This is a genomic window from Burkholderia sp. AU27893, assembly GCF_002223205.1.
Lineage (GTDB): Bacteria > Pseudomonadota > Gammaproteobacteria > Burkholderiales > Burkholderiaceae > Burkholderia.
Map to the genome: position 1 here is coordinate 506,908 of NZ_NKFD01000005.1, position 19,631 is coordinate 526,538.

The 19,631-nt window shown below is 67.9% G+C and carries 18 protein-coding genes; 11 read left to right on the forward strand and 7 right to left on the reverse strand.

Features of this window, described 5'->3' with window-relative positions; all coding sequences use genetic code 11:
• Positions 1–251 precede the first annotated feature (251 nt).
• Positions 252–1,673 (forward strand): cytosine permease, encoded by a 1,422-nt coding sequence (locus tag CFB47_RS34520; RefSeq protein ID WP_089444131.1) that lies wholly within the window; start codon positions 252–254, stop codon positions 1,671–1,673.
• A gap of 108 nt (positions 1,674–1,781) precedes the next feature.
• Here CFB47_RS34520 and CFB47_RS34525 read toward each other — a convergent pair whose 3' ends face one another.
• The 5 genes from CFB47_RS34525 to CFB47_RS34545 form a co-directional block, all read right to left on the reverse strand.
• Entirely contained in the window at positions 1,782–4,061 is a 2,280-nt protein-coding gene (locus CFB47_RS34525; RefSeq protein ID WP_089444132.1) for an FdhF/YdeP family oxidoreductase, read from the reverse strand.
• Between the two features lie 126 nt (positions 4,062–4,187).
• Positions 4,188–7,037 (reverse strand): ATP-dependent Clp protease ATP-binding subunit, encoded by a 2,850-nt coding sequence (locus CFB47_RS34530; protein ID WP_089463909.1) that lies wholly within the window; start codon positions 7,035–7,037, stop codon positions 4,188–4,190.
• Positions 7,038–7,657: 620 nt separating this feature from the next.
• Complete coding sequence (locus CFB47_RS34535) at positions 7,658–7,927, reverse strand: hypothetical protein (protein WP_089460107.1); 270 nt, start codon at positions 7,925–7,927, stop codon at positions 7,658–7,660.
• A gap of 104 nt (positions 7,928–8,031) precedes the next feature.
• Positions 8,032–8,847 carry a family 1 encapsulin nanocompartment shell protein gene (locus CFB47_RS34540; protein ID WP_089444135.1) on the reverse strand — a complete coding sequence of 272 codons (816 nt, stop codon included), beginning with the start codon at positions 8,845–8,847 and terminating at the stop codon, positions 8,032–8,034.
• Positions 8,848–9,362: 515 nt separating this feature from the next.
• Complete coding sequence (locus CFB47_RS34545) at positions 9,363–10,403, reverse strand: Dyp-type peroxidase (protein ID WP_089463910.1); 1,041 nt, start codon at positions 10,401–10,403, stop codon at positions 9,363–9,365.
• Between the two features lie 385 nt (positions 10,404–10,788).
• Between CFB47_RS34545 and CFB47_RS34550 the strand changes: the two genes are divergently transcribed.
• From CFB47_RS34550 to CFB47_RS34575, 6 genes are all read left to right on the forward strand, one after another.
• Positions 10,789–11,178 (forward strand): LysR family transcriptional regulator, encoded by a 390-nt coding sequence (locus CFB47_RS34550; RefSeq protein WP_089460110.1) that lies wholly within the window; start codon positions 10,789–10,791, stop codon positions 11,176–11,178.
• A complete protein-coding gene (locus CFB47_RS34555; RefSeq protein ID WP_089463911.1) occupies positions 11,175–11,624 on the forward strand; it encodes a phosphate-starvation-inducible protein PsiE in 450 nt (149 codons plus the stop codon). The genes CFB47_RS34550 and CFB47_RS34555 overlap by 4 nt, the downstream gene beginning before the upstream one ends.
• 43 nt (positions 11,625–11,667) lie before the next feature.
• Positions 11,668–11,865 (forward strand): hypothetical protein, encoded by a 198-nt coding sequence (locus tag CFB47_RS34560; protein WP_089460112.1) that lies wholly within the window; start codon positions 11,668–11,670, stop codon positions 11,863–11,865.
• 68 nt (positions 11,866–11,933) lie between these two features.
• Positions 11,934–12,389: a DUF1269 domain-containing protein gene (locus CFB47_RS34565; RefSeq protein WP_089463912.1), complete on the forward strand. Its 456-nt coding sequence runs from the start codon at positions 11,934–11,936 to the stop codon at positions 12,387–12,389.
• A 34-nt stretch (positions 12,390–12,423) separates the two neighbouring features.
• Entirely contained in the window at positions 12,424–12,678 is a 255-nt protein-coding gene (locus CFB47_RS34570; protein WP_089460113.1) for a hypothetical protein, read from the forward strand.
• 393 nt (positions 12,679–13,071) lie between these two features.
• Complete coding sequence (locus CFB47_RS34575; RefSeq protein ID WP_089463913.1) at positions 13,072–14,496, forward strand: PLP-dependent aminotransferase family protein; 1,425 nt, start codon at positions 13,072–13,074, stop codon at positions 14,494–14,496.
• A 30-nt stretch (positions 14,497–14,526) separates the two neighbouring features.
• Here the strand turns inward: CFB47_RS34575 and CFB47_RS34580 are convergent, their stop codons facing one another.
• A complete protein-coding gene (locus CFB47_RS34580; protein WP_089463914.1) occupies positions 14,527–15,687 on the reverse strand; it encodes an NAD-dependent formate dehydrogenase in 1,161 nt (386 codons plus the stop codon).
• A 237-nt stretch (positions 15,688–15,924) separates the two neighbouring features.
• Between CFB47_RS34580 and CFB47_RS34585 the strand changes: the two genes are divergently transcribed.
• Together CFB47_RS34585 and CFB47_RS34590 are read left to right on the forward strand one after the other, a co-directional pair.
• Positions 15,925–17,457 (forward strand): FAD-dependent oxidoreductase, encoded by a 1,533-nt coding sequence (locus tag CFB47_RS34585; protein WP_089463915.1) that lies wholly within the window; start codon positions 15,925–15,927, stop codon positions 17,455–17,457.
• A 38-nt stretch (positions 17,458–17,495) separates the two neighbouring features.
• Positions 17,496–17,873, forward strand: a complete 378-nt coding sequence (locus tag CFB47_RS34590; protein ID WP_089463916.1) for a DUF5594 family protein — start codon at positions 17,496–17,498, stop codon at positions 17,871–17,873.
• A 38-nt stretch (positions 17,874–17,911) separates the two neighbouring features.
• Here the strand turns inward: CFB47_RS34590 and CFB47_RS34595 are convergent, their stop codons facing one another.
• A complete protein-coding gene (locus tag CFB47_RS34595) occupies positions 17,912–18,130 on the reverse strand; it encodes a DUF6566 family protein (protein ID WP_089463917.1) in 219 nt (72 codons plus the stop codon).
• 134 nt (positions 18,131–18,264) lie between these two features.
• On the opposite strand from CFB47_RS34595, the gene CFB47_RS34600 reads away from it, so the two are divergent.
• Complete coding sequence (locus CFB47_RS34600) at positions 18,265–18,903, forward strand: MarC family protein (protein WP_089463918.1); 639 nt, start codon at positions 18,265–18,267, stop codon at positions 18,901–18,903.
• Positions 18,904–18,948: 45 nt separating this feature from the next.
• Entirely contained in the window at positions 18,949–19,413 is a 465-nt protein-coding gene (locus CFB47_RS34605) for a DUF1269 domain-containing protein (protein ID WP_089460118.1), read from the forward strand.
• Positions 19,414–19,631 lie beyond the last annotated feature (218 nt).

Below are 19,631 nucleotides of genomic sequence, written 5' to 3' on the forward strand. Positions count from 1 at the left end.
TTTCCGGTCGCGCAGGTCGTGGCGCACCATCGTCTCCAACCTGGATCAAGAAGCAAACGACGCGGCCGCGCACGTACCGGCGGGATCGGTTATCCGTCCCCGCATGCGCATCGACCGCTTCGCTCGACCCGCCGCGCGTGCACGCGGCGCGTCGTCGCTCGCGTATCCGGACCCGATTGCCGGCGCGCCCCCCAACGCGCGCCGGCTGACACGGCAAGCGCGCATCGCCGCGCAGGACAGGAGACATCACCATGACGAACGTGGACCGCAACGCGTCCCCGATGATAGAGAAGCACACGATCGGCTACGTGCCGCCCGCGGAGCGCCACGGCAAGGTGCGCGACCTGTTCACGCTCTGGTTCGGCGGCAACATCGCGCCGCTGCCGATCGTGACCGGCGCGCTCGGCGTGCAGCTCTTCCACCTGAACCTGATGTGGGGCATCGTCGCGATCGTCGTCGGCCAGGCGGTCGGCGGCGTGCTGATGGCGCTGCATTCGGCGCAGGGGCCGCAGATGGGCATCCCGCAGATGATCCAGAGCCGCGCGCAGTTCGGCTCGTGGGGCGCGCTGCTCGTGACCGTGATCGCGGCCGTGATGTACGTCGGCTTCTTCGCGTCGAACATCGTGCTGGCCGGCAAGTCGGTGCACGGCATCGCGTCGTCGGTGCCGGTGCCCGTCGGCATCGTGATCGGCGCGGTGGGCTCGGGGCTGATCGGGATCGTCGGCTACCGGTTCATCCACATCCTGAACCGGATCGGCACGTGGGTGCTCGGCATCGGCATCCTGGTCGGCTTCTGGATGATCCTCACGCACGTGACGACCGACGATTTCCTGACGCGCGGCGGCTTCAACTTCGCCGGCTGGCTCGCGACGGTGTCGCTGTCGGCGTTGTGGCAGATCGCGTTCGCGCCGTACGTGTCGGACTATTCGCGCTATCTGCCGGAAAACGTCGGCGTGGCGTCGACGTTCTGGGCGACCTATCTCGGCTGCACGATCGGCTCGACGCTCGCGTTCATCTTCGGCGCGGTCGCGGTGCTCGCGGTGCCGGCCGGCGCGGACGCGATGGATGCGGTCAAGCAGGCGACGGGCCCGCTCGGTCCGCTGATGCTCGTGCTGTTCCTGCTGAGCGTGATCAGCCACAACGCGCTGAACCTGTACGGCGCGGTGCTCGCGGTGATCACGTCGGTGCAGACGTTCGCGTACAAGTGGATTCCGACCGCGAAGGCGCGCGCGGTGGTGTCGGTCGTGATCTTCGTCGCCTGCTGCTACGCGGCGATCGGCGCGTCGACGAACTTCGTCGGCAACCTCGTCGATCTCGTGCTCGCGCTGCTCGTCGTGCTGGTGCCGTGGACGGCGATCAACCTGATCGACTTCTACGTGATCCACAAGGGCAAGTACGACATCAAGTCGATCTTCATGGTCGACGGCGGGATCTACGGCCGCTTCAACCCGCAGGCGCTGCTCGCGTATGCGATCGGCATCCTCGTGCAGATTCCGTTCATGAACACGCCGATGTATGCGGGCCCGATTCCCGCGCATCTCGGTGGGGCCGACCTGTCGTGGCTCGTCGGGCTCGCGCTGACGTCGCCGCTGTACTACTGGCTTGCGTCGCGCGACAGCGCGTACCGGCGCCGGCAGACGGGCGCGACGATGCCGCCGACGGCGGCGCGGTAATAGCGGGGAAGGAAGGGGGCCATCGCATCCGTCGAGACACGGTGGCTCGTGGGGAAGGTCGGGCCGGCTCGCGGTAGCCTGTACGCCGCGAGCCGGCCCGTTAGTCGGTCAGACCACCGCCGAGCGCGCGACGCGCACCGGCACCGACTTGTACGACGGCGTGCCGCTTTCCTTGTCGATGTAGTCGAGCGGCACGAGCACGTTCGCTTCCGGGTAGTACGCGCCGACCGACCCCGGCGCGATGTCGTACTCGATCGCGGTGATCTTCTCGAGGCGCAGCGCGCGACCCGATGCGGTGACCGTCTCGATGTCGACGAGGTCGCCGTGTTCGAGCCCGTACTTGGCGAGATCGGCGGGGTTCATGAACAGCACGTCGCGCCGGCCGAACACGCCGCGATAGCGGTCGTCGAGCCCGTAGATCGTCGTGTTGTACTGGTCGTGGCTGCGCAGCGTGATCAGCCGCAGCACCTGCTCGGCGCCGAGCACGTCGGCATCTTCCTTCACGCCCTTGTAGACCGAGAACATCGCCTTGCCGGTCGGCGTCGGCCACACGCGTTCGGTGGGCGGCAGCGGCAGGCGGAAGCCGCCCGGCGTGCGGATCCGCTCGTTGAACGCCTCGAAGCCGGGCACCGTGCGGTCGATCAGGTCGCGGATGCGGTCGTAGTCGTCGATCAGGTCGAGCCACGCGACCTTGCTGGCCGGCAGCGTCGCATGCGCGATACCCGCGACGATCGCCGGCTCCGAGCGCAACTGGTCGGACGCCGGCTTGAGCTTGCCGGCCGACGCATGAACCATCGACATCGAATCCTCGACGGTGATCGACTGCCGGCCGGTGGCCTGCATGTCGAGCTCGGTGCGGCCGAGCACCGGCAGCACGAAGGTTTCCTTCGCGACCAGCAGGTGCGAGCGGTTCAGCTTGGTGCCGAGATGCACGCTTAGGTCGAGCTTCGCCATCGCCGGGAACGACTGCTCCGGATCGGGTAGCGCGACCGCGAAGTTGCCGCCGAGGCACAGCAGCGCCTTCGCGGTGCCGTCGATCATCGCCTGCATCGCCTGCACGGCGTCATGCCCGTGATGGGCGGGCGGCGTGAAGCCGCACACGTCCTCGATCTTCTTCAGGAACTCGGCCGACGGCTTCTCGGTGATGCCGACCGTGCGGTTGCCCTGCACGTTCGAGTGGCCGCGCAGCGGGCACACGCCGGCGCCGGGCTTGCCGATGTTGCCGCGCATCAGCAGCAGGTCGGCGATCAGGCGCACGGTTGCGGTGCCCTTGTTGTGCTGCGTGACGCCCATCCCGTACGTGACGATCGTCGCGTTCGACTTCGCGTACGCGAGCGCGACCTGTTCGAGCTGCGCCTGGCTGAGCCCGCTCGCGCGCTCGATGTCGTCCCACGACGTGGCTTCGAGGTCGGCCGAGAACGCGTCGAAGCCGTTGGTGTGCTGCGCGATGAAGTCGCGGTCGAGCACGTTGCCGCGCTCGGCTTCGAGCTGCAGCAGCGCCTTCATGATGCCCTTCAGCGCGGCCGCGTCGCCGCCGGCGTCGACCTGGTAATACGTCGATGCGATGCGGGTCGAGCCGAACGACGCCATCTCGATCATGTCCTGCGGATCGGCGAAGCGTTCGAGCGCGCGTTCGCGCAGCGGGTTGAACACGATGATCGGCACGTTGCGGCGCGCGCACTCGTGCAGTGTGCCCATCATCCGCGGGTGGTTCGTACCGGGGTTGTGGCCGATCGAGATGATCAGCTCGCAGTGGTCGAAATCCTCCAGCGACACGGTGCCCTTGCCGATGCCGATCGACTGCGGCAGGCCGACGCTGGTCGGCTCGTGGCACATGTTCGAGCAGTCGGGGAAGTTGTTGGTGCCGAGTTCGCGCGCGAACAGCTGGTACAGGTACGCGGCTTCGTTCGACGCGCGGCCCGACGTATAGAACTCGACCTGGTCGGGCGGCAGCGCGCGCAGCACCTCGCCGATGCGCGCGAACGCGTCGTCCCATTCGATCGCGCGGAACGTGTCGGTCGCGCGGTCGTAGACGAGCGGATGCGTGAGCCGGCCCATGTTCTCCAGCTCGTAGTCCGACATGCGCAGCAGCGACGACACGGTGTTCGCCGCGAAGAACTCGGGCGTCACCCGCTTGGTGGTCGCCTCCCACGTGACGGCCTTCGCGCCGTTCTCGCAGAACTGGAACGTCGACTTGTGTTCCTTGTCGGGCCACGCGCAGCCGGGGCAGTCGAAGCCGTCGGGCTGGTTGGTCCGCATCAGCACGATCGGCGCCTCGATGGTTTCCATTTGCGTGCGCACCGCATCGGCTGTCGCGCGAAGCGCGCCCCAACCACCGGCGGGCCCGTCGTACTTCCTGATGCCTGGCACTTCGCGTCGATTTGTCATGTTGAATCTCCATCAGCCTTGCCCGGTGCGGGCGGCTCGGTTTGCGCCGTGTCGCGGCGTGGGGCGGCTCCGTCCGGTGGACGGAGCCGGTCATGCGTGCCCCGGGCGTGCGGGGCATGCTGTTTTTCAGTGCGCGTCCTTCTTCGCGCCGGACGACTTCTTGCCGGACGCTTTCGCGGCCGGCGCGGGCGGCGGGGCGTCGGCAGGCGTGTCGCCGGCCTTCGCGTCGTCGCCTGCCTTGGCCGCCTTGCCGTTCGGTTTCGCCTTGCCGTCGGCGTCCTTCTTCGCGTCCTGGGTCGCCTTCGCTTCAGGCGCCGCGAGCTTGGTGAACTTCACTTCGTCGCTGGCCTTGTCGTAGTCGACCTCGCACTTGTCGCCCGACTTCAGCCGGTCGGCGAGGATCTCCTTCGCGAGCCGGGTCTCGATGGTCTGGCGGATCTGGCGCTTCAGCTCGCGTGCGCCGAACTCCGGCTGGTAGCCGGCTTCGGTCAGGTGCTCGACGAGCGCATCGCCCATCACGAGCGTGATGTCCTGCGCGGCGGCGGTGCGCACCACGCGGTCGAGCTGGATCTGCACGATCGCGCGGATGTTCTCCTTCGACAGCGCGTGGAAGACGATCACCTCGTCGATCCGGTTCAGGAACTCGGGGCGGAAATGGCCCTTCAGCACCTGCATCAGTTCGTCGCGGATCGCCTTGTCGGTCTTGCGCGCGGCTTCCGGTTGCGTGAGGTTGTCCATGATGATCGCGGCGCCGAGGTTGCTCGTCGCGATGATGATCGTGTTGCTGAAGTCGACCACGCGGCCCTTGCCGTCGGTCAGGCGGCCGTCGTCGAACACCTGCAGCAGCACGTTGTAGACGTCCGGATGCGCCTTCTCGATCTCGTCGAGCAGGATCACGCTGTACGGGCGGCGCCGCACGCGCTCGGTGAGCTGGCCGCCTTCGTCGTAGCCGACGTAGCCGGGCGGCGCGCCGATCAGCCGCGCAACGGCATGCCGCTCCATGTACTCGGACATGTCGATGCGGATGATCGCCTGCTCGTCGCCGAACACGGTCTCGGCCAGCGCCTTCGCGAGTTCGGTCTTGCCGACGCCCGTCGGCCCGAGGAACAGGAACGTCGCGATCGGCCGGTGCGTCTGGCCGAGCCCCGCGCGCGACAGCCGCACGGCATCGCTGACGGCCACCACCGCGTCGCTCTGGCCGACCACGCGCTCGCGCAGCTGCTCTTCCATCTTCAGCAGCTTCTGGCGTTCTTCCTGCGTGAGTTCGGAAACCGGGATGCCGGTGAGCCGCGACACGACCTCGGCTACCGATTCGACGGTGACCTCGAGCGTTTCGGAGCCCGTCTTGCGCTGCCACGCCTCCATCCTCTCGTCGACGGATTTCTGCTTCGCGGTGATCTGCTCCTCGAACTGCTTCGCTTCGTCGAAGCGCTTGCGCGACGTCGCGTAGTCCTGTTCGCGCTTCAGTTGCGCGATCTGCGCTTCGCCTTCCTGGATGTCGACCGGGCGCGAGGTCGCGCCGATCCGCACGCGCGCGGCGGCCTGGTCGATCAGGTCGATCGCCTTGTCGGGGAGGAAGCGCGACGTGATGTAGCGATCGGCGAACTCCGCGGCCGCGACGAACGCGTCGTCGGCGAACGTCACCTGGTGGTGCGCCTCGAGGCTGTCGCGCAGCCCGCGCAGGATCACGATCGTCTGCTCGACGCTCGGCTCCGGCACGAACACCGGCTGGAAGCGGCGTTCGAGCGCGGCGTCCTTCTCGATGTACTTCTGGTATTCGTTGAGCGTCGTCGCGCCGATCAGGCTCAGCTCGCCGCGCGCGAGCGCGGGCTTCAGCACGTTCGCGATGTCGAGGCCGCCTTCGCCGCCGCCCTGGCCCGCGCCGACGATCGTATGCAGCTCGTCGATGAACAGGATCAGTTCGTCATGCTTCGCAGTGACTTCGTCGATCAGCTGCTTCGCGCGCTCCTCGAATTCGCCGCGATACTTCGCGCCGGCCACCATCGAGTTGATGTTGACTTCGACGAGCCGCTTGCCGCGCAGCACCTCGGGCACGTCGCCGTTGACGATCCGCTGCGCGAGCCCTTCGACGATCGCCGTCTTGCCGACGCCCGGCTCGCCGATCAGCACCGGGTTGTTCTTCTTGCGACGCGCGAGCACCTCGATCGTGCTCTCGATTTCCTGCGCGCGGCCGAGTACCGGGTCGAGCTTGCCCTGGCGCGCGATCGCGGTGAGGTCGCGGCCGAACTTGTCGAGGTTCGGCGTGCCGGTCGGCGCATCGACGCGGCCGTCCTCGGCGCCTTTGCCGACCACCTTCACGACTTTCTGGCGCAGCGCCTCGGGCGTCACGCCGTATTTCTTCAGCAGCGTGCCGGCGACGCTGTCCGGCACCGACGCGAGCCCGATCAGCAGGTGCTCGGGGCCGATGTACGAGTGGCCGAGATCGCGCGACGCCTGGAACGCGTACTGCACGGCCTTCTTCACGCGCGGCGAGATCGACAGCTTGTCGAGCGGCGCATCGGGGTCGGCCGTGCCGGTGTGCGCATGCGCGTCGATGTACGACTTGATGTCCTCCGGCGACAGCTTCAGTTCCTTCAGCAGCGCGGCGCATACGTCGGTGTCCGCGAGCGCGTACAGCAGGTGCTCGGAATCGAGCTCGCTGCGGCGCAGCTCGTGCGCCTTCTCGGCCGCGCGCTGCAGCAACTCCAGCGTCTGCTCGCTGAACGCGTCGGTCGGGTCGACCGATTCGCGCGGAATCTCGGCAGCGAGCGGCGATTCGTCGTCGAGCCCGCCGAACAGCGACGACGAGCCGCCACCGCCGAGCAGCGAATCGAACGGGTTCAGCATGCTCTGATGCCGCATCAGCTGACGGAAGTGGTAATCGCAGATCGGGATCGTCTTGCGCTCGCCGTCCTGCATCACGGTTGCGCGCGCGACGGCCGGCCGCGCGTGGCAGATATCGCAAAGTGCGGGCATGGTGGTCTGGCTCCTGTCGGTGAAAGTGGGTCGAAGGGTGAAGTCCCGATGCGGTGCGGCGCGTGGCGCTTCCCGCCGCGAACGCACGACACGCGGCACGGCGGCGCGCGGGCGGCGCCGGTGCGGTCACGCAGCGCGCGTCGGCGTCGTGCACGGTCGCGGTCAGGGCGGCAAGCGTGCGTGCCGGGAGGAGCCCACGGCATCGCTTCGACTGCGTTCAAAATAGCGAATCGGAGCAGGCTATCCAAGGCACAGTTCCGCACCGGCCCGGCCGTGAATTGCACCCTCGCATGCGCGCGCGCACGGGTGGCAAGGAGTACAGACGGGCGGGCGCACGGTGCCACGGGCGTGCGCGGCGTGCGTAGCGTGTGAGGACAGGAAGCGGAAGCGGGCGGCGCGCGAACGGATCGCGGTGCGACATCGGCGCGCAGGGCGCCGGTTATCGGGGGATGAAAGGCAGCGCGGGTGGAGAGGTGCGCCGGAAGCGCCGCAGGGGGCGCGTGCCGCGAGCGGCCAAGCGCGACCGCGCACGCACCGCGGACGATGCGTGTGGGGCGGCCGAAGGCGAAGGCGGGTTGCACGGTCCGGGCCGGACGCGGCGCAACCGTGGCGTGCCGCGGTCAGTCCGAGAGGGTCATCGCAAGCCGCTGCCGGGCGATCTGCTTCACATCCTGTGACAGTGCCGCATTCGGCAGGCCATTGGCCCAGACGGAAAACGAATCCTCGATCAGGTTGCGCGTGTCGGGCGGCAACTCCGCCAGGACCAGCGACAAGACGGTGAACAGCACGGCGGTGTCGCCGGCCTGGCTGCTCGCGTTCGCGTCGACCGCCTGCTTCAGGTGGTCGACCGACGCCTGCAGCGCCTGCAATGCCTCATTCGACTCGCTCATCACACACTCCATGCAAGATGGGTTTGATCGGCGACGAACCTGCGGCCGGCAGTGCGGCCGCTCGCGCGCGACGCCCGGCGGGCATCGCGCGCAGGCAACCGCGGTCAGGCGGCCGTGTTGCCCTGCGGCGCCACGGCCACCGATGCTTCGCTCGTGAGCATCAGGAACGTGAACGTTTCGCGCAGGTACAGGCGGACGACCTTGTCGGTATGACTCGTGTAGCCGATCGATACGTCTTCCCCGAGGTGCAGCTCGTAATCGCCGCCGCGCGTGGACAGCACGCAGCCGCCGCTGATCGCCGGCGCCCAGATGATCTCGCCGCTGACGATCCGCTTGATATGGCCGAGGACCGGATAGCCCTGGTCGCGCGCTTCGCTGAGCGCCGTGTATGCATCCGAGCCGAGCACGACCGAGTACGGGCCGTCGACGCCGGCAAGCCGCAATGCCTCGAGCGCGTCGCTGATCGCGTCGGGGTAGGCGGCGACGTCCGCCGGCAGCGTGAGCTTGCGGTTCGACGTGCCTTCGCGGATGCCGAGAATGCCGGCGGCCCGGTAGCCGTCGAAAATCGCGTCGTCTTCGGCGAACGCGAGCCGCTGCGCGGCGTCCTTCGCCGGTTGCCAGTCGGCGTCGCGCGCGCCGCGCTCGACGCTGTCGATCGCATCGCGGCTCAACTCGAACGGCACCGTCAGCTCGACGATGGTGCGGACTTCGCGCAGCCGCGCATTCACCAGCTCGCGCGGGGCGGCGACGTCGACGAGGTGCCCGGTGCCGACGGCCGACAGTTCGGGGCCTTCGGGGCCGTCGACGTCGACGACGCGGCGGCCGGCCACCGACCGTTTGAACGTGCGTGCCACTTCCTCCTCGATTTGCTCCCAGGCGGCGGACGAGATCGGGGCGAGTTCGCGGTGCAGGTTATTCATGGGTTTGGGTTGCCTCACGTCAGCGAAAACACTTCAGGGTGGGCCGATCGGCTGACGGACTGCGTCTGAGCCCGGCAGGCCGATCGCGGACGAAAATGCATATTAGCAGGCTCTATTGACACTGCTGCAGCACAAATCGAAACGACACGCTGCGGTGGCGCAACTGTTCTGCAATTCACGTGAGGGAGAGGGTGTGCGCATGGCGCCGAACGCCGCGACCGGATGGCGATGCCCGGGTTCGCGCCGGCGCTCGCGTCGCTCGGGCCGCGCTCGCTGGGTCGCCGAACCATTTGCGGTTGAGGCCCCTCCCGTGTCGAGCATTCTTACGAACATTCATCCGGCAGGGTTTCCCGGACACCGGGGCTCGGCGGCGTTCCGCTGCGGGTCCGAGCCCGGATGAATCATAGGCGCAGCCTATTGAAGCTTTGCAGCGAGTGGACGGCGTTCATGGCGCGGCCACGCGTCGCGCCCGGCGCGGGATTGGCGCGCCGGACTGCCGTTGGTGATGACCTGCGTTACGACGGCACGCCTTTCAGCGAGCCGATCTTCAGGGAGCCGTCGCGATGCGGCGCGGAGGATGCCGGTTCCGGCTCCGCGGCCTCGGCCGCCGGCGCCGCGCGATCGGCGAGCGCTTCGAGCAGGTCGGCGGACGGCACGAAGAACAGCGAGCCGGTAACCGCGCGGCTGTAGTCGAGCAGGCGGTCGTAGTTGCCGGGCGGGCGGCCGACGAACATGTTCTCGAGCATCTGCTCGATCGGCGCCGGCGAACGCGCGTAGCCGATGAAATAGGTGCCGAATTCGCCCGCGCCCGGGCGCCCGAACGGCATGTTGTCGCGCAGGATCTTCACTTCCTGGCCGCCCTCGTCGAGCGTGGTCAGCGAGCTGTGCGAGCACGACGGCTTCACGTCGGGCGCGAGCTCGATGTCGGCGAGCTTGGTGCGGCCGATGATGCGCTCCTGCGTCTCGACCGCGAGCGCGTTCCAGCCGGCCATGTCGTGCAGGTACTTCTGCACGATCACGTAGCTGCCGCCGGCGAATTCCGCGTCCTCGTCGCCGATCACCGTGAAGTCGACCGCCTCGCGGCCTTCCGGGTTCTCGGTGCCGTCGACGAAGCCGATCATCGCGCGCTGGTCGAAATTGCGGAAGCCATGCACCTCGTCGACGACCGTGACGGCATCGCCGAGCGCGCCGAGCAGCTGCGTCGCGAGTTCGAAGCACAGGTCCATCGCTTCCGCGCGAATGTGCAGCAGGATGTCGCCCGGCGTCGCGACCGCGACGCGCTGGCCCGCGCCGAATTCGCGGAACGGATGCAGCGCGGCGGGGCGCGGTTGGCCGAACAGCGCATCCCACGCGTCGGCGCCGAAGCCGCACACGCAGGTGAGGTTGCCGCCCGGCACGCGCTTGCCGACCGAGCGCACGAGCGCGGCGATGTCGCCGCACCATGAGCGGATCGTGTCGGCGTGATCGGCGCCGGGATTGATCGTCGCGACGAGGAAGATCGCGCTGCGCGTGATCGGGCTGTGAACGTTTTGGGGAAGCGGGGGAGGTGTCTGCATCGTGGGCTGCCGGTCAGTCAGGTCGGGACGGAAGTGCCGTGGCGCGGGAGGGCGAACGGTTGAACTGTGTCATGCGACTGTTCTCTTTGTGTCACGCGGATGAAGGACGCTGTGCGGGCATCCCGCAACGGGCCGCAACGGTGGCGGCCGCACCGGGCGCGCGACCTGCCCGCACCGCGTGACGTCGTCGAGCAAGCAATCTAGCAGCTTCGGCCGGTCTTTGGAACACGAAACACCAAACTGTCATGCGAATGCGTCAAACAGGGCCGGATTTTGGCCAGGGCCCGTGCAGCTGTACTCCTGGCGCATGCGGCGCTGTGCTCTTGAGCGTGCGTGCCGCGTGCAGTAGATTAAGTCCCGCTGCGCCGCCACGAGGAGCGTCATCATGAACCTGCTGGAAGCGATGCGTGTGTATGTCGCGGTGGTCGAGCATGGCGGCCTGTCCGGTGCGGCGTCCGAGTTGCACCTCGACGAAGCGCAGGTGAGCGAACGGATCGACGGCCTCGAACGGTATCTCGGCTGCCGCCTGCTGCTGTGCCGCGACCACGACGACGTCGCCTGCACCGATGCGGGTGACGCGTTCCATGTGTGCTGCCGCCGGACGCTGTCCGCGGTCGAGCAGGCGACCGGCGCGGCCGGCCCGCATGCGCCGGACATGTCGGACAGGCCGGATCGACCCGACGCGCACGATGCCGTGCATGCCGCCGCGCGCGACGCGACGTTCCCGCCGCCGCCCGGCGCCGTTCAAGCCTCAACCCAGCGACTGTCACCTTGAATACGACCACCATTGCCTGCTCGCCCGCCGAGCGCATCCGCCGCCGCTTCGGCCATTTCCTTCACGCGGCCGAACTGGCCGGGCTGATCGTGATCGGGCTCGCGACCGCGTTCGCGATGGCGCAGGAAGCGTGGAAGGTCGTGCTCGCGGGCGAGGTGTCGCTGACCGACCTGCTGCTGATGTTCCTCTATCTCGAAGTGCTCGCGATGGACGTGCGCTACCTGCGGCTCGGCCGCTTGCCCGTGCGGTTTCCGCTGTTCATTGCGATGACGTCGCTCGCGCGCGACCTGATACTGCGCGGCGCAACCGACAGCCCCGAACGGATGCTGATGACGACGGTCGGGATCGTGCTGCTTGCCGTCGGCGTGCTGATCCTGAGTTTCGGCCAGCACCGCTTCCCGGCCGACGTCGCCGATGTCGAGGACGATGCGCAGGCGCGCAGGTAAGGCGCCGCATGCATGATCGATGTCCCTGCAAGGAGGGTGCCGGATGATGACGAATTCCGTCGAAACGAAACAGGCGATCGAGCTGCAGCATGCGGCGTCGGACGCCTACCGGCTGGCGCGCGACACGCGCGATGCCGATCCGGCGCTCGCCCGCGCACCCACCGTCGCCGGGTTGCAGCGAGAAGCGGCGTACGCCTATGCCGACGCGGCGCGTGCGCGCGAGGCGGCCATCGGCATCTGAATCGAACCTTGGCGTGCCGCATCCGGTGCGGCCGCTGCCACTGGCCATCCAACCGAGCGAGGTATCGCATGACCAAGCAACTGATCGTCGCCGTGTTCGGCAACGTCGACACGGCCCGCCAGGCCGCGAACGATTTCGAGGCGCTGTCGGAGAAGGACGAGGGATTCCACATCGAGAACGGCGTCGTCGTCGCGAAAGACGCGACCGGCAAGCTCGCGGTCCTCCATGCCGAATCGCGGCCGTTCAAGGGCGGCGTGATCGGCGCGATAGCGGGCGGCTTGCTCGGCCTGCTCGCCGGGCCGCTCGGCGTGGTCACCGGCATGGCGGCCGGCGCGGGCGCCGGCATTCTCGCGGAAGCGGCCGGCAACGCGCTGCTCGACGGCACGTTCGTCGAGACGGTGGCGGCGCGGCTCGTGCCCGGCAGCGTCGCGATCATCCTCGAAGCGAAGGAAGACACGCCGTTCTCGGTCGACAACGTCGTGACCGGATTCGGCGGCAAGGTGTTTCGCCAGTCGCTCGATTGAGCGTGTCGTCGTCGAACCGGAAAGGGAGAACCGCATGCGCATCGAACAATCGTACCGGCGCTTCGACATCACGGCGACGCTGTCGCCGCTGCCCGGCCACGGCAATCGCGCGATCGCGAGCGTCGATGTGACGACCGACGATCCGGGCCGCCTCGCCGATCTCGGCACCGGGCAGTTCCTGCAGATCCGCAAGTGGGTCGAGTCGAACGACATTGCCTTGCTGACGGTGGTGTTCGACGAGTGCAAGGTCGCGATCGATCACTACGCGGACAACGTCGACGACGCTTGAGCGTACGCGAGGCCCGCGCATCAGCCGGGTTCGCGTGACTTGCCGCCCGACGGCCGCCGGTAAACCGCGACGACGCACGCCGGCACCGCGCCCGGCGAATGCTTGCCACGCGATCGCGGGGGGCCGTTTGCCGTCGCGTTCGAATCTGTTCACCACGCCGGCCGGATTTCACGTTTCCTCGCCAAACTGTCACTTACATTCGTCGAAATGACGCAGTAGGATGCCGAACCTTGTCTAGATGAGATTCGCATTGCTATCCGCCTTCAATTTCGATAACGGACGAGGTTCGCACCGGGACGCCCGCGCCCGGGCACGGCTATCCGGCTTCGTGCACCGGCGCGGCCATGCCGCCCGTGCATCGCACGCCGGTTCACCGCTGGCGGGGCGAGGCGGATGAAGCTCTACGAGAAATTTGCAAACGACATAGAGAGACTCATCCGGCAGGGCGTATATCGACACGGCGATCGTGTCCCTTCGGTGCGGCAGGCGAGCCAGCAGCACCGGATCAGCATCACGACCGTGCTGCATGCATATCTGCTGCTGGAAAGCCGCGGGCTGCTGGAGAGCCGGCCGCAGTCGGGCTATTTCGTGAACCTGCGACGCGACGACAGCCATGCGCCGGTGCGCGAGCTGCGCCCGTCGAAGCCGATCGCGATCTCGTCGTCGGTGGACGTGAGCCGGCTCGTGCTGTCGACGCTGCGCTCGATCGGCACGGACGACGCGGTGCCGCTCGGCTCGCCATACCCGGACCCGAGCCTGTTTCCGTTCGAGAAGCTGAACCGCTACGCGTACGCGGCCGGCCGCGACAAGTCGCTGTGGGGCGTGACGGACGGCTTGCCGCCCGGCCATCCGCGGCTGATCCGCCAGATCGCGCGCCGCTACCTGGAAAACGGGATGTCGGTGGACCCGAACGAGATCATCGTGACGGTCGGCGCGACGGAGGCGATCAACCTGTGCCTGCAGGCCGTTGCGAAACCGGGCGACACGATCGCGGTGGAATCGCCGACGTTCTACGCGATGCTGCACGCGATCGAACGGATGGGGATGAAGGCGATCGAGGTCGCGACGCATCCGGAATACGGAATCGATATCGCGGCGCTGGCCGCGATCGCGAAGTCGCAGCCGATCGCCGCATGCATGGTGATGCCGAACTTCCAGAACCCGCTCGGCTTCCAGATGCCGGACGAGCGCAAGCGCGAGCTGGTCGAGTTCGCCGCGAAAGCCGACCTGCCGATCATCGAGAATGGCGTGTACAACGAACTGTATTTCGGCAACATGCATCCGAGCACGCTGAAGTCGTTCGACCGGCACGACATCGTGCTGCATTGTTCGTCGTTCTCGAAGAGCCTGACGGCCGCGTACCGGATCGGCTGGGCGCTGCCGGGCCGCTATCGCGAGCAGGTCGAGAAGCTGAAATTCCTGAACACGCTCGCGACGCCGTCGCTGCCGCAGCTCGCGATCGCGGAGTTTCTCGAACGCGACGGCTACGAGCATCACCTGCGGCGGATTCGCAAGGCGTATGCGCAGCAGGCGAACCTGATGCGCGCGATGGTGTCGCGGTTCTTTCCGGAAGGCACGCGCATCTCGAGCCCGGCGGGCGGATACGTGCTGTGGATCGAACTGCCTGCGCAGATCGACGCGATGCGGCTGTACCAGCTCGCGCTGGAGCAGGGGATCACGATCGGGCCCGGCTACATGTTCTCGATCACGGACAGCTACCGGAACTTCATCCGGTTGAACTACAGCAGCCCGTGGTCGCCGGAGATCGAACAGGCGGTGATCGCGGTCGGCAAGCTCGCCGCCTACTGTCTCGACTGAACGTGCCGCCGCGCGTCGCGCGTGGCGTCGTCACGTCAGCCGGTACGACTGCGCGCCCGTTCCCGCGAGCGTGCCGCCGTCGACGATCAGGTATTCGTTGCGGATCGGCTTGCCGTCGAACCAGCATTGCAGGATCTCCAGCGTGCCGGCCGCGTAGCGGGCCTGCGCGGACAGCGACGTGCCCGAGATGTGCGGCGTCATCCCGTTGAACGGCATCGTGCGCCACGGGTGATCGGCCGGCGCCGGCTGCGGAAACCACACGTCGCCGCCGTAGCCCGCGAGATGCCCGGACGTGACGGCATGCACGACCGCGTCGCGGTCGACCAGCTTGGCGCGCGCGGTGTTGATCAGGTACGCGCCGCGTTTCATGCGCGCGATCATCGCCGCGTCGAACAGGCGCTCGGTCGACGGGTACAACGGAATCTGCAGGTTGACGATGTCGACGGCGCTCGCGAGTGACGCGGCATCGGCGTGATACGTGAGCCCGAGCGCCTGCTCGACCGACGCATCGAGCCGGTGGCGCTGCGTGTAGTGCAGCTGCAGCCCGAACGGCTGCAGCCGGCGCAGCACGGCAAGGCCGATGCGCCCCGCGCCGACCGTGCCGAAGTGCATGCCTTCGACGTCGTAGCTGCGCGACACGCAATCGGCGATGTTCCAGCCGCCTTGCTGCGCGATCGCATGCGACGGCAAGTAGTTGCGCACCAGCGCGAGCGTCGTCATCACCACGTGCTCGGCCACGCTGATGCTGTTCGAGCCGGTGACTTCGGCGACGGTGATGTGGGCCCGCGCGGCGGCGTCGAGATCGACGTGATCGGAGCCGATGCCAGCTGTCAGCGCGAGCTTCAGCTTCGGCGCGCGGGCGATCCGGTCGGCCGTCAGGTACGCGGGCCAGAACGGCTGCGAGATCACCACGTCCGCTTCAGGCAGCCGGCGCTCGAATTCGGAGTCGGGGCCGTCCTTGTCGCTCGTGACGATCAGCGTGTGGCCGTGCGCTTCCATATAGGCGCGCAAGCCGAGCGCGCCGGACACCGAACCGACGAGTTCGCCGGGACGAAAGCCGGGCGGGCCGGCCGGCGTCGGCGCGGTCTGCCCGTCCGCGTAGTGCGTGATGACCGGAATCGTATCGCGCACGTAGCGCGGCGGGTAGCCGTCCACGGGATCGGGGTAGAGCACGCACAGGACGGTGGCCATCGGGTAGTACTCCTGGTGACGGGGGAAGGCGCGCGGCACGCAGATTGCGCAGGATGCCCGACGTGCGCGGCGATCGGCTGCCGTGTTGCGCCGCAACGTTGATGACGTTCTACGCCCGTCATGGATCGCGTACAAGCTACAGTGCGTGTTTGCGTGCGCTGCGGGGACGTCTGTACCTGTTCTTTTCAGGAGGGATGTCGATAATGGGATCGTTACCTGACTTTTCGGGAGCCCGTCATGACTGAACGCGACGATTCGTCGTCACGCCCCGATCTCACGCAAGGCATTGCGCTCGACGATCTCGCCGACGGCGCCATGATCGAGGGCCATGTCGGCGATGCAGCGGTGCTGCTCGTGCGCCGCGCCGATGAACTGTTTGCCGTGGGCGCGCAGTGCCCGCACTACGGCGCGCCGCTGGCCGACGGCCTGCTGGAAGGCGATACGATCCACTGCCCGTGGCATCACGCGGCGTTCTGCCTGCGCACCGGCGCGCTGCTGCGCGCGCCGGCGCTCGACGGGCTGCCGTGCTGGCGCGTCGAACGCCGCGACGGCCGTGCCGTCGTGCTCGATGAGCGGCCGGCCGCCGCGCCGCCTGGGTTGAAGGCAACCGGACTGCCCGCGTCGGTGGTGATCGTCGGCGGCGGGGCGGCTGCCATCGCGGCGGCAGTGACGCTGCGGCAGGAAGGCTATCCGCATCCCGTCACGCTGCTCACCGCCGATGCCGATCCGCCGTACGACCGCCCGAACCTGTCGAAAGACTATCTCGCCGGCACGGCCGATGCCGACTGGCTGCCGCTGCGGGCGCCGTCGTTCTATGCGGACCATCACATCGACGTGCGATGCGGCACACGCGTCGTACGTATCGACCCCGCGCAGCAGGCGGTCGAACTGGCCGACGGCAGCCGCGTCGGCTACGGTGCGCTGCTGCTTGCAACCGGCGCCGAGCCGAACCGGCTGACCGTGCCGGGCGCGGATCTGCCGCACGTGTGCGTGCTGCGCTCGCGCGCCGATTGCGACGCGCTGATCGGCAAGCTGAAAACCGCACGCCGCTGCGTCGTGGTCGGCGCGAGCTTCATCGGGCTCGAAGCGGCCGCCGCGCTGCGCACGCGCGGGCTCGACGTGCAGGTCGTCGCGCCCGATGCGCATCCGATGGCGCGCGTGCTCGGCGAAGCGCTCGGCAGCACGATCCAGGCACTGCACGAGTCGCACGGCGTCGTGTTCCATCTCGGCGCGACGCCCGCGCGGATCACGCCCGACAGCGTGACGCTGTCGACCGGCGACGTGCTGCCGGCCGATCTCGTGGTGGTCGGCATCGGCGTGCATCCAAACGTGGCGCTCGCGCAGGACGCGGGGCTGGCCGTCGACCGCGGCGTGACGGTCGACCGCTTCCTTCAGACGAGCGCGCCCGGCATCTACGCGGCCGGCGACATCGCGCGCTGGCCCGATCCGCTGACGAGCGAGCGGATTCGCGTCGAGCACTGGGTCGTCGCCGAGCGGCAGGGCATCGCCGCCGCGCACAACATGCTCGGGCAGCAGCGGCCGTTCGACGCGGTGCCGTTCTTCTGGAGCCAGCATTACGACCTGACGGTCAACTATGTCGGGCATGCGGAGCAATTCGACCGGGTCGAGATCGATGGCGACCTCGGCGCGCACGATTGCTCGATCGCGTACTGGCGCGGCAACACGCGGCTCGCGGTCGCGACGGTGGGCCGCGATCTCGACAGCCTGAAGGCGGAAGCGGCATTCGAGCGGCAGATTGCAGCCGCGTGACAGTGGTGTGACGACATGATTCGAACCCTGGAGGCGAGATGAATCCCGATGTGCGTGCCCGTTTCGAAACCGAGTTTGCGCCGCGCATCGCGGCGCGCGTGCTCGGCCTGTATCAGCCTGGCGAAGTGAGGGTGGAGGTCGTGCCGCACGACGGGCAGGGCGGCCCGACCTGTGTCGACGTGATCGGCCTCACGTCGACGGTCGGATTGCCGAACCGGCTGAACGCGCGGCTCGCGTGGCGTGACGACGCGATCGATGCATTGCTGGCCGAGCCCGACCGCAGTCGCTTCGACCGCTATCTCGCGGCGTTGCCGGTCACGATCGAACGCTGGCAGATGGAATTGCCGGTCGACTTCAGCACGCGGACCCAGCGCGATCGCGAGATCCTGATCGGCGATCTGGATTTCGATGCGTGAAACGCGCCGTGCGATGCGTGCGGATGAGCCGGTTGCCGCTAGCGGTCGCGGGTCTTGATGATCACGCGGCCCTGGTCGATACCGCCGCGCAGGGCTTCGTCGCACGTGAGCCATTCGGGTGTGACGAGTTCTGGCGCGTGCAGGTCGACCGGCGCGCCGTCGCGGAAGATTCGCACCTGCGCGACCCACGCGCCGTTCGCGTTGCGCGTCGCGTCGACGCGAATCTCGTGATCCATGAAGGTGTCGGTGGCGTGCATCGGTCGGGGCCCTCCGTCGTGCGTGAACGCGGTGCGTCGATCGTAGCAGCATGGCGTGCGCCGTGCATCCGAAACGAAGCGGAACCTGCGCGCGATCCGACGCACGTGTCGACGCGCGAGACGGGAGCGAACCTGTGGCCTTCGACCTGACTTTCTCCATGAAGGTGTTCGCGGCGCTGTTCGCGATCATGAACCCGATCGCGAACATTCCGGTGTTCCTGTCGCTGACCGAAGGCGCGGCGGACGGCGTGCGCCGCAAGGTCGCGTTGACGGCGGCGATCGGCGTGACGGTCGGCTGCATCGTGTCGGCGGTCGCGGGCGGCGCGATCCTGCATGTGTTCGGCCTGACGGTCGACGATTTTCGCCTCGCGGGCGGGCTGCTGGTGCTGCTGATCGCGCTGTCGATGCTGCATGGCGCGCCGAGCCGCCAGCATTCGCCGGGCGACGACGAAGGCGCCGATCCGGCCGCGGCCGAGAGCGTCGCGATCTATCCGCTGACGATCCCGTTGCTCGTCGGCCCCGGCACGATCGCAACGATGATCGTGCTCGGGCACACCGCGTTCTCGACCGGGCAGGCATTCGCGTTCGCGCTCGGGCTCGCCGCGTTTCTCGTGTTGCTGGCCGCGTCGCTGCTGTCGGCACCGCTGATCGGCCATTACCTGTCGCCGCGCGTGACGGCGGTGACGCAACGGCTGATGGGCATGATTCTCGCGGCGATCGCGATGCAGATGATCGTCGCGAGCCTGAAGGCCGCGTTCGGGCTGCCGCAATGAGTGCCGCCCCTCTCGAACCGGCCGCCTGATTTCACGGAGTCGTTGATGAATACGTTGATCGTGTTGTCCTATCCCGACCTCGCGGCCGCCCATCGCGCGCTCGCCGAACTCGATACGTTGCGCGACCGGCACGTCGTCGCGCTGGCGGGGGTGGCGATCGTTGAGTGCACAACCGACGGACAGTTGCGCGCGCATGCGGTCGACCCCGCCCGCACGCCGCCCGGATCGCTGCTCGACAGCGTGGTCGAACACATCGAATCGTCGCTCGATGCATGGCGCGAGAAGCCGGTGGACGACGCGCTGATCGATCGCGTCGCACGCAAGGCGCGCCCCGGCACCGTGTCGCTCGGCCTCGCCGCGACGCAACTCGATATCTACGCGCTGAGCACGGCGCTCGCACCGTTCGGCGGAGACGTGATCGACACGACGCTGTCGATCGACGACGAACTGAAGCTCGTCGAAGCGATTTCGAACGCGCGCGACGGCGGCAGTCGGGCCTCAACCGACTGAAGGATCGACGAAGCGCACAAAACGGTCGATGTGCGGCGAGTGACGCAGCAGGTTCCGAATCGAACGCACGCCATCGAGCGGTCATGATCGTGATCAGATGATTTCGACATACGAAAAATCAGACCGGCAAGTTTGACCGCATGACGCGTCAACGTGCGCAAAAGACGCGATCTGCACGATTTCACGCCACATGATTGCCTTGAAACGATGGCGTTCTT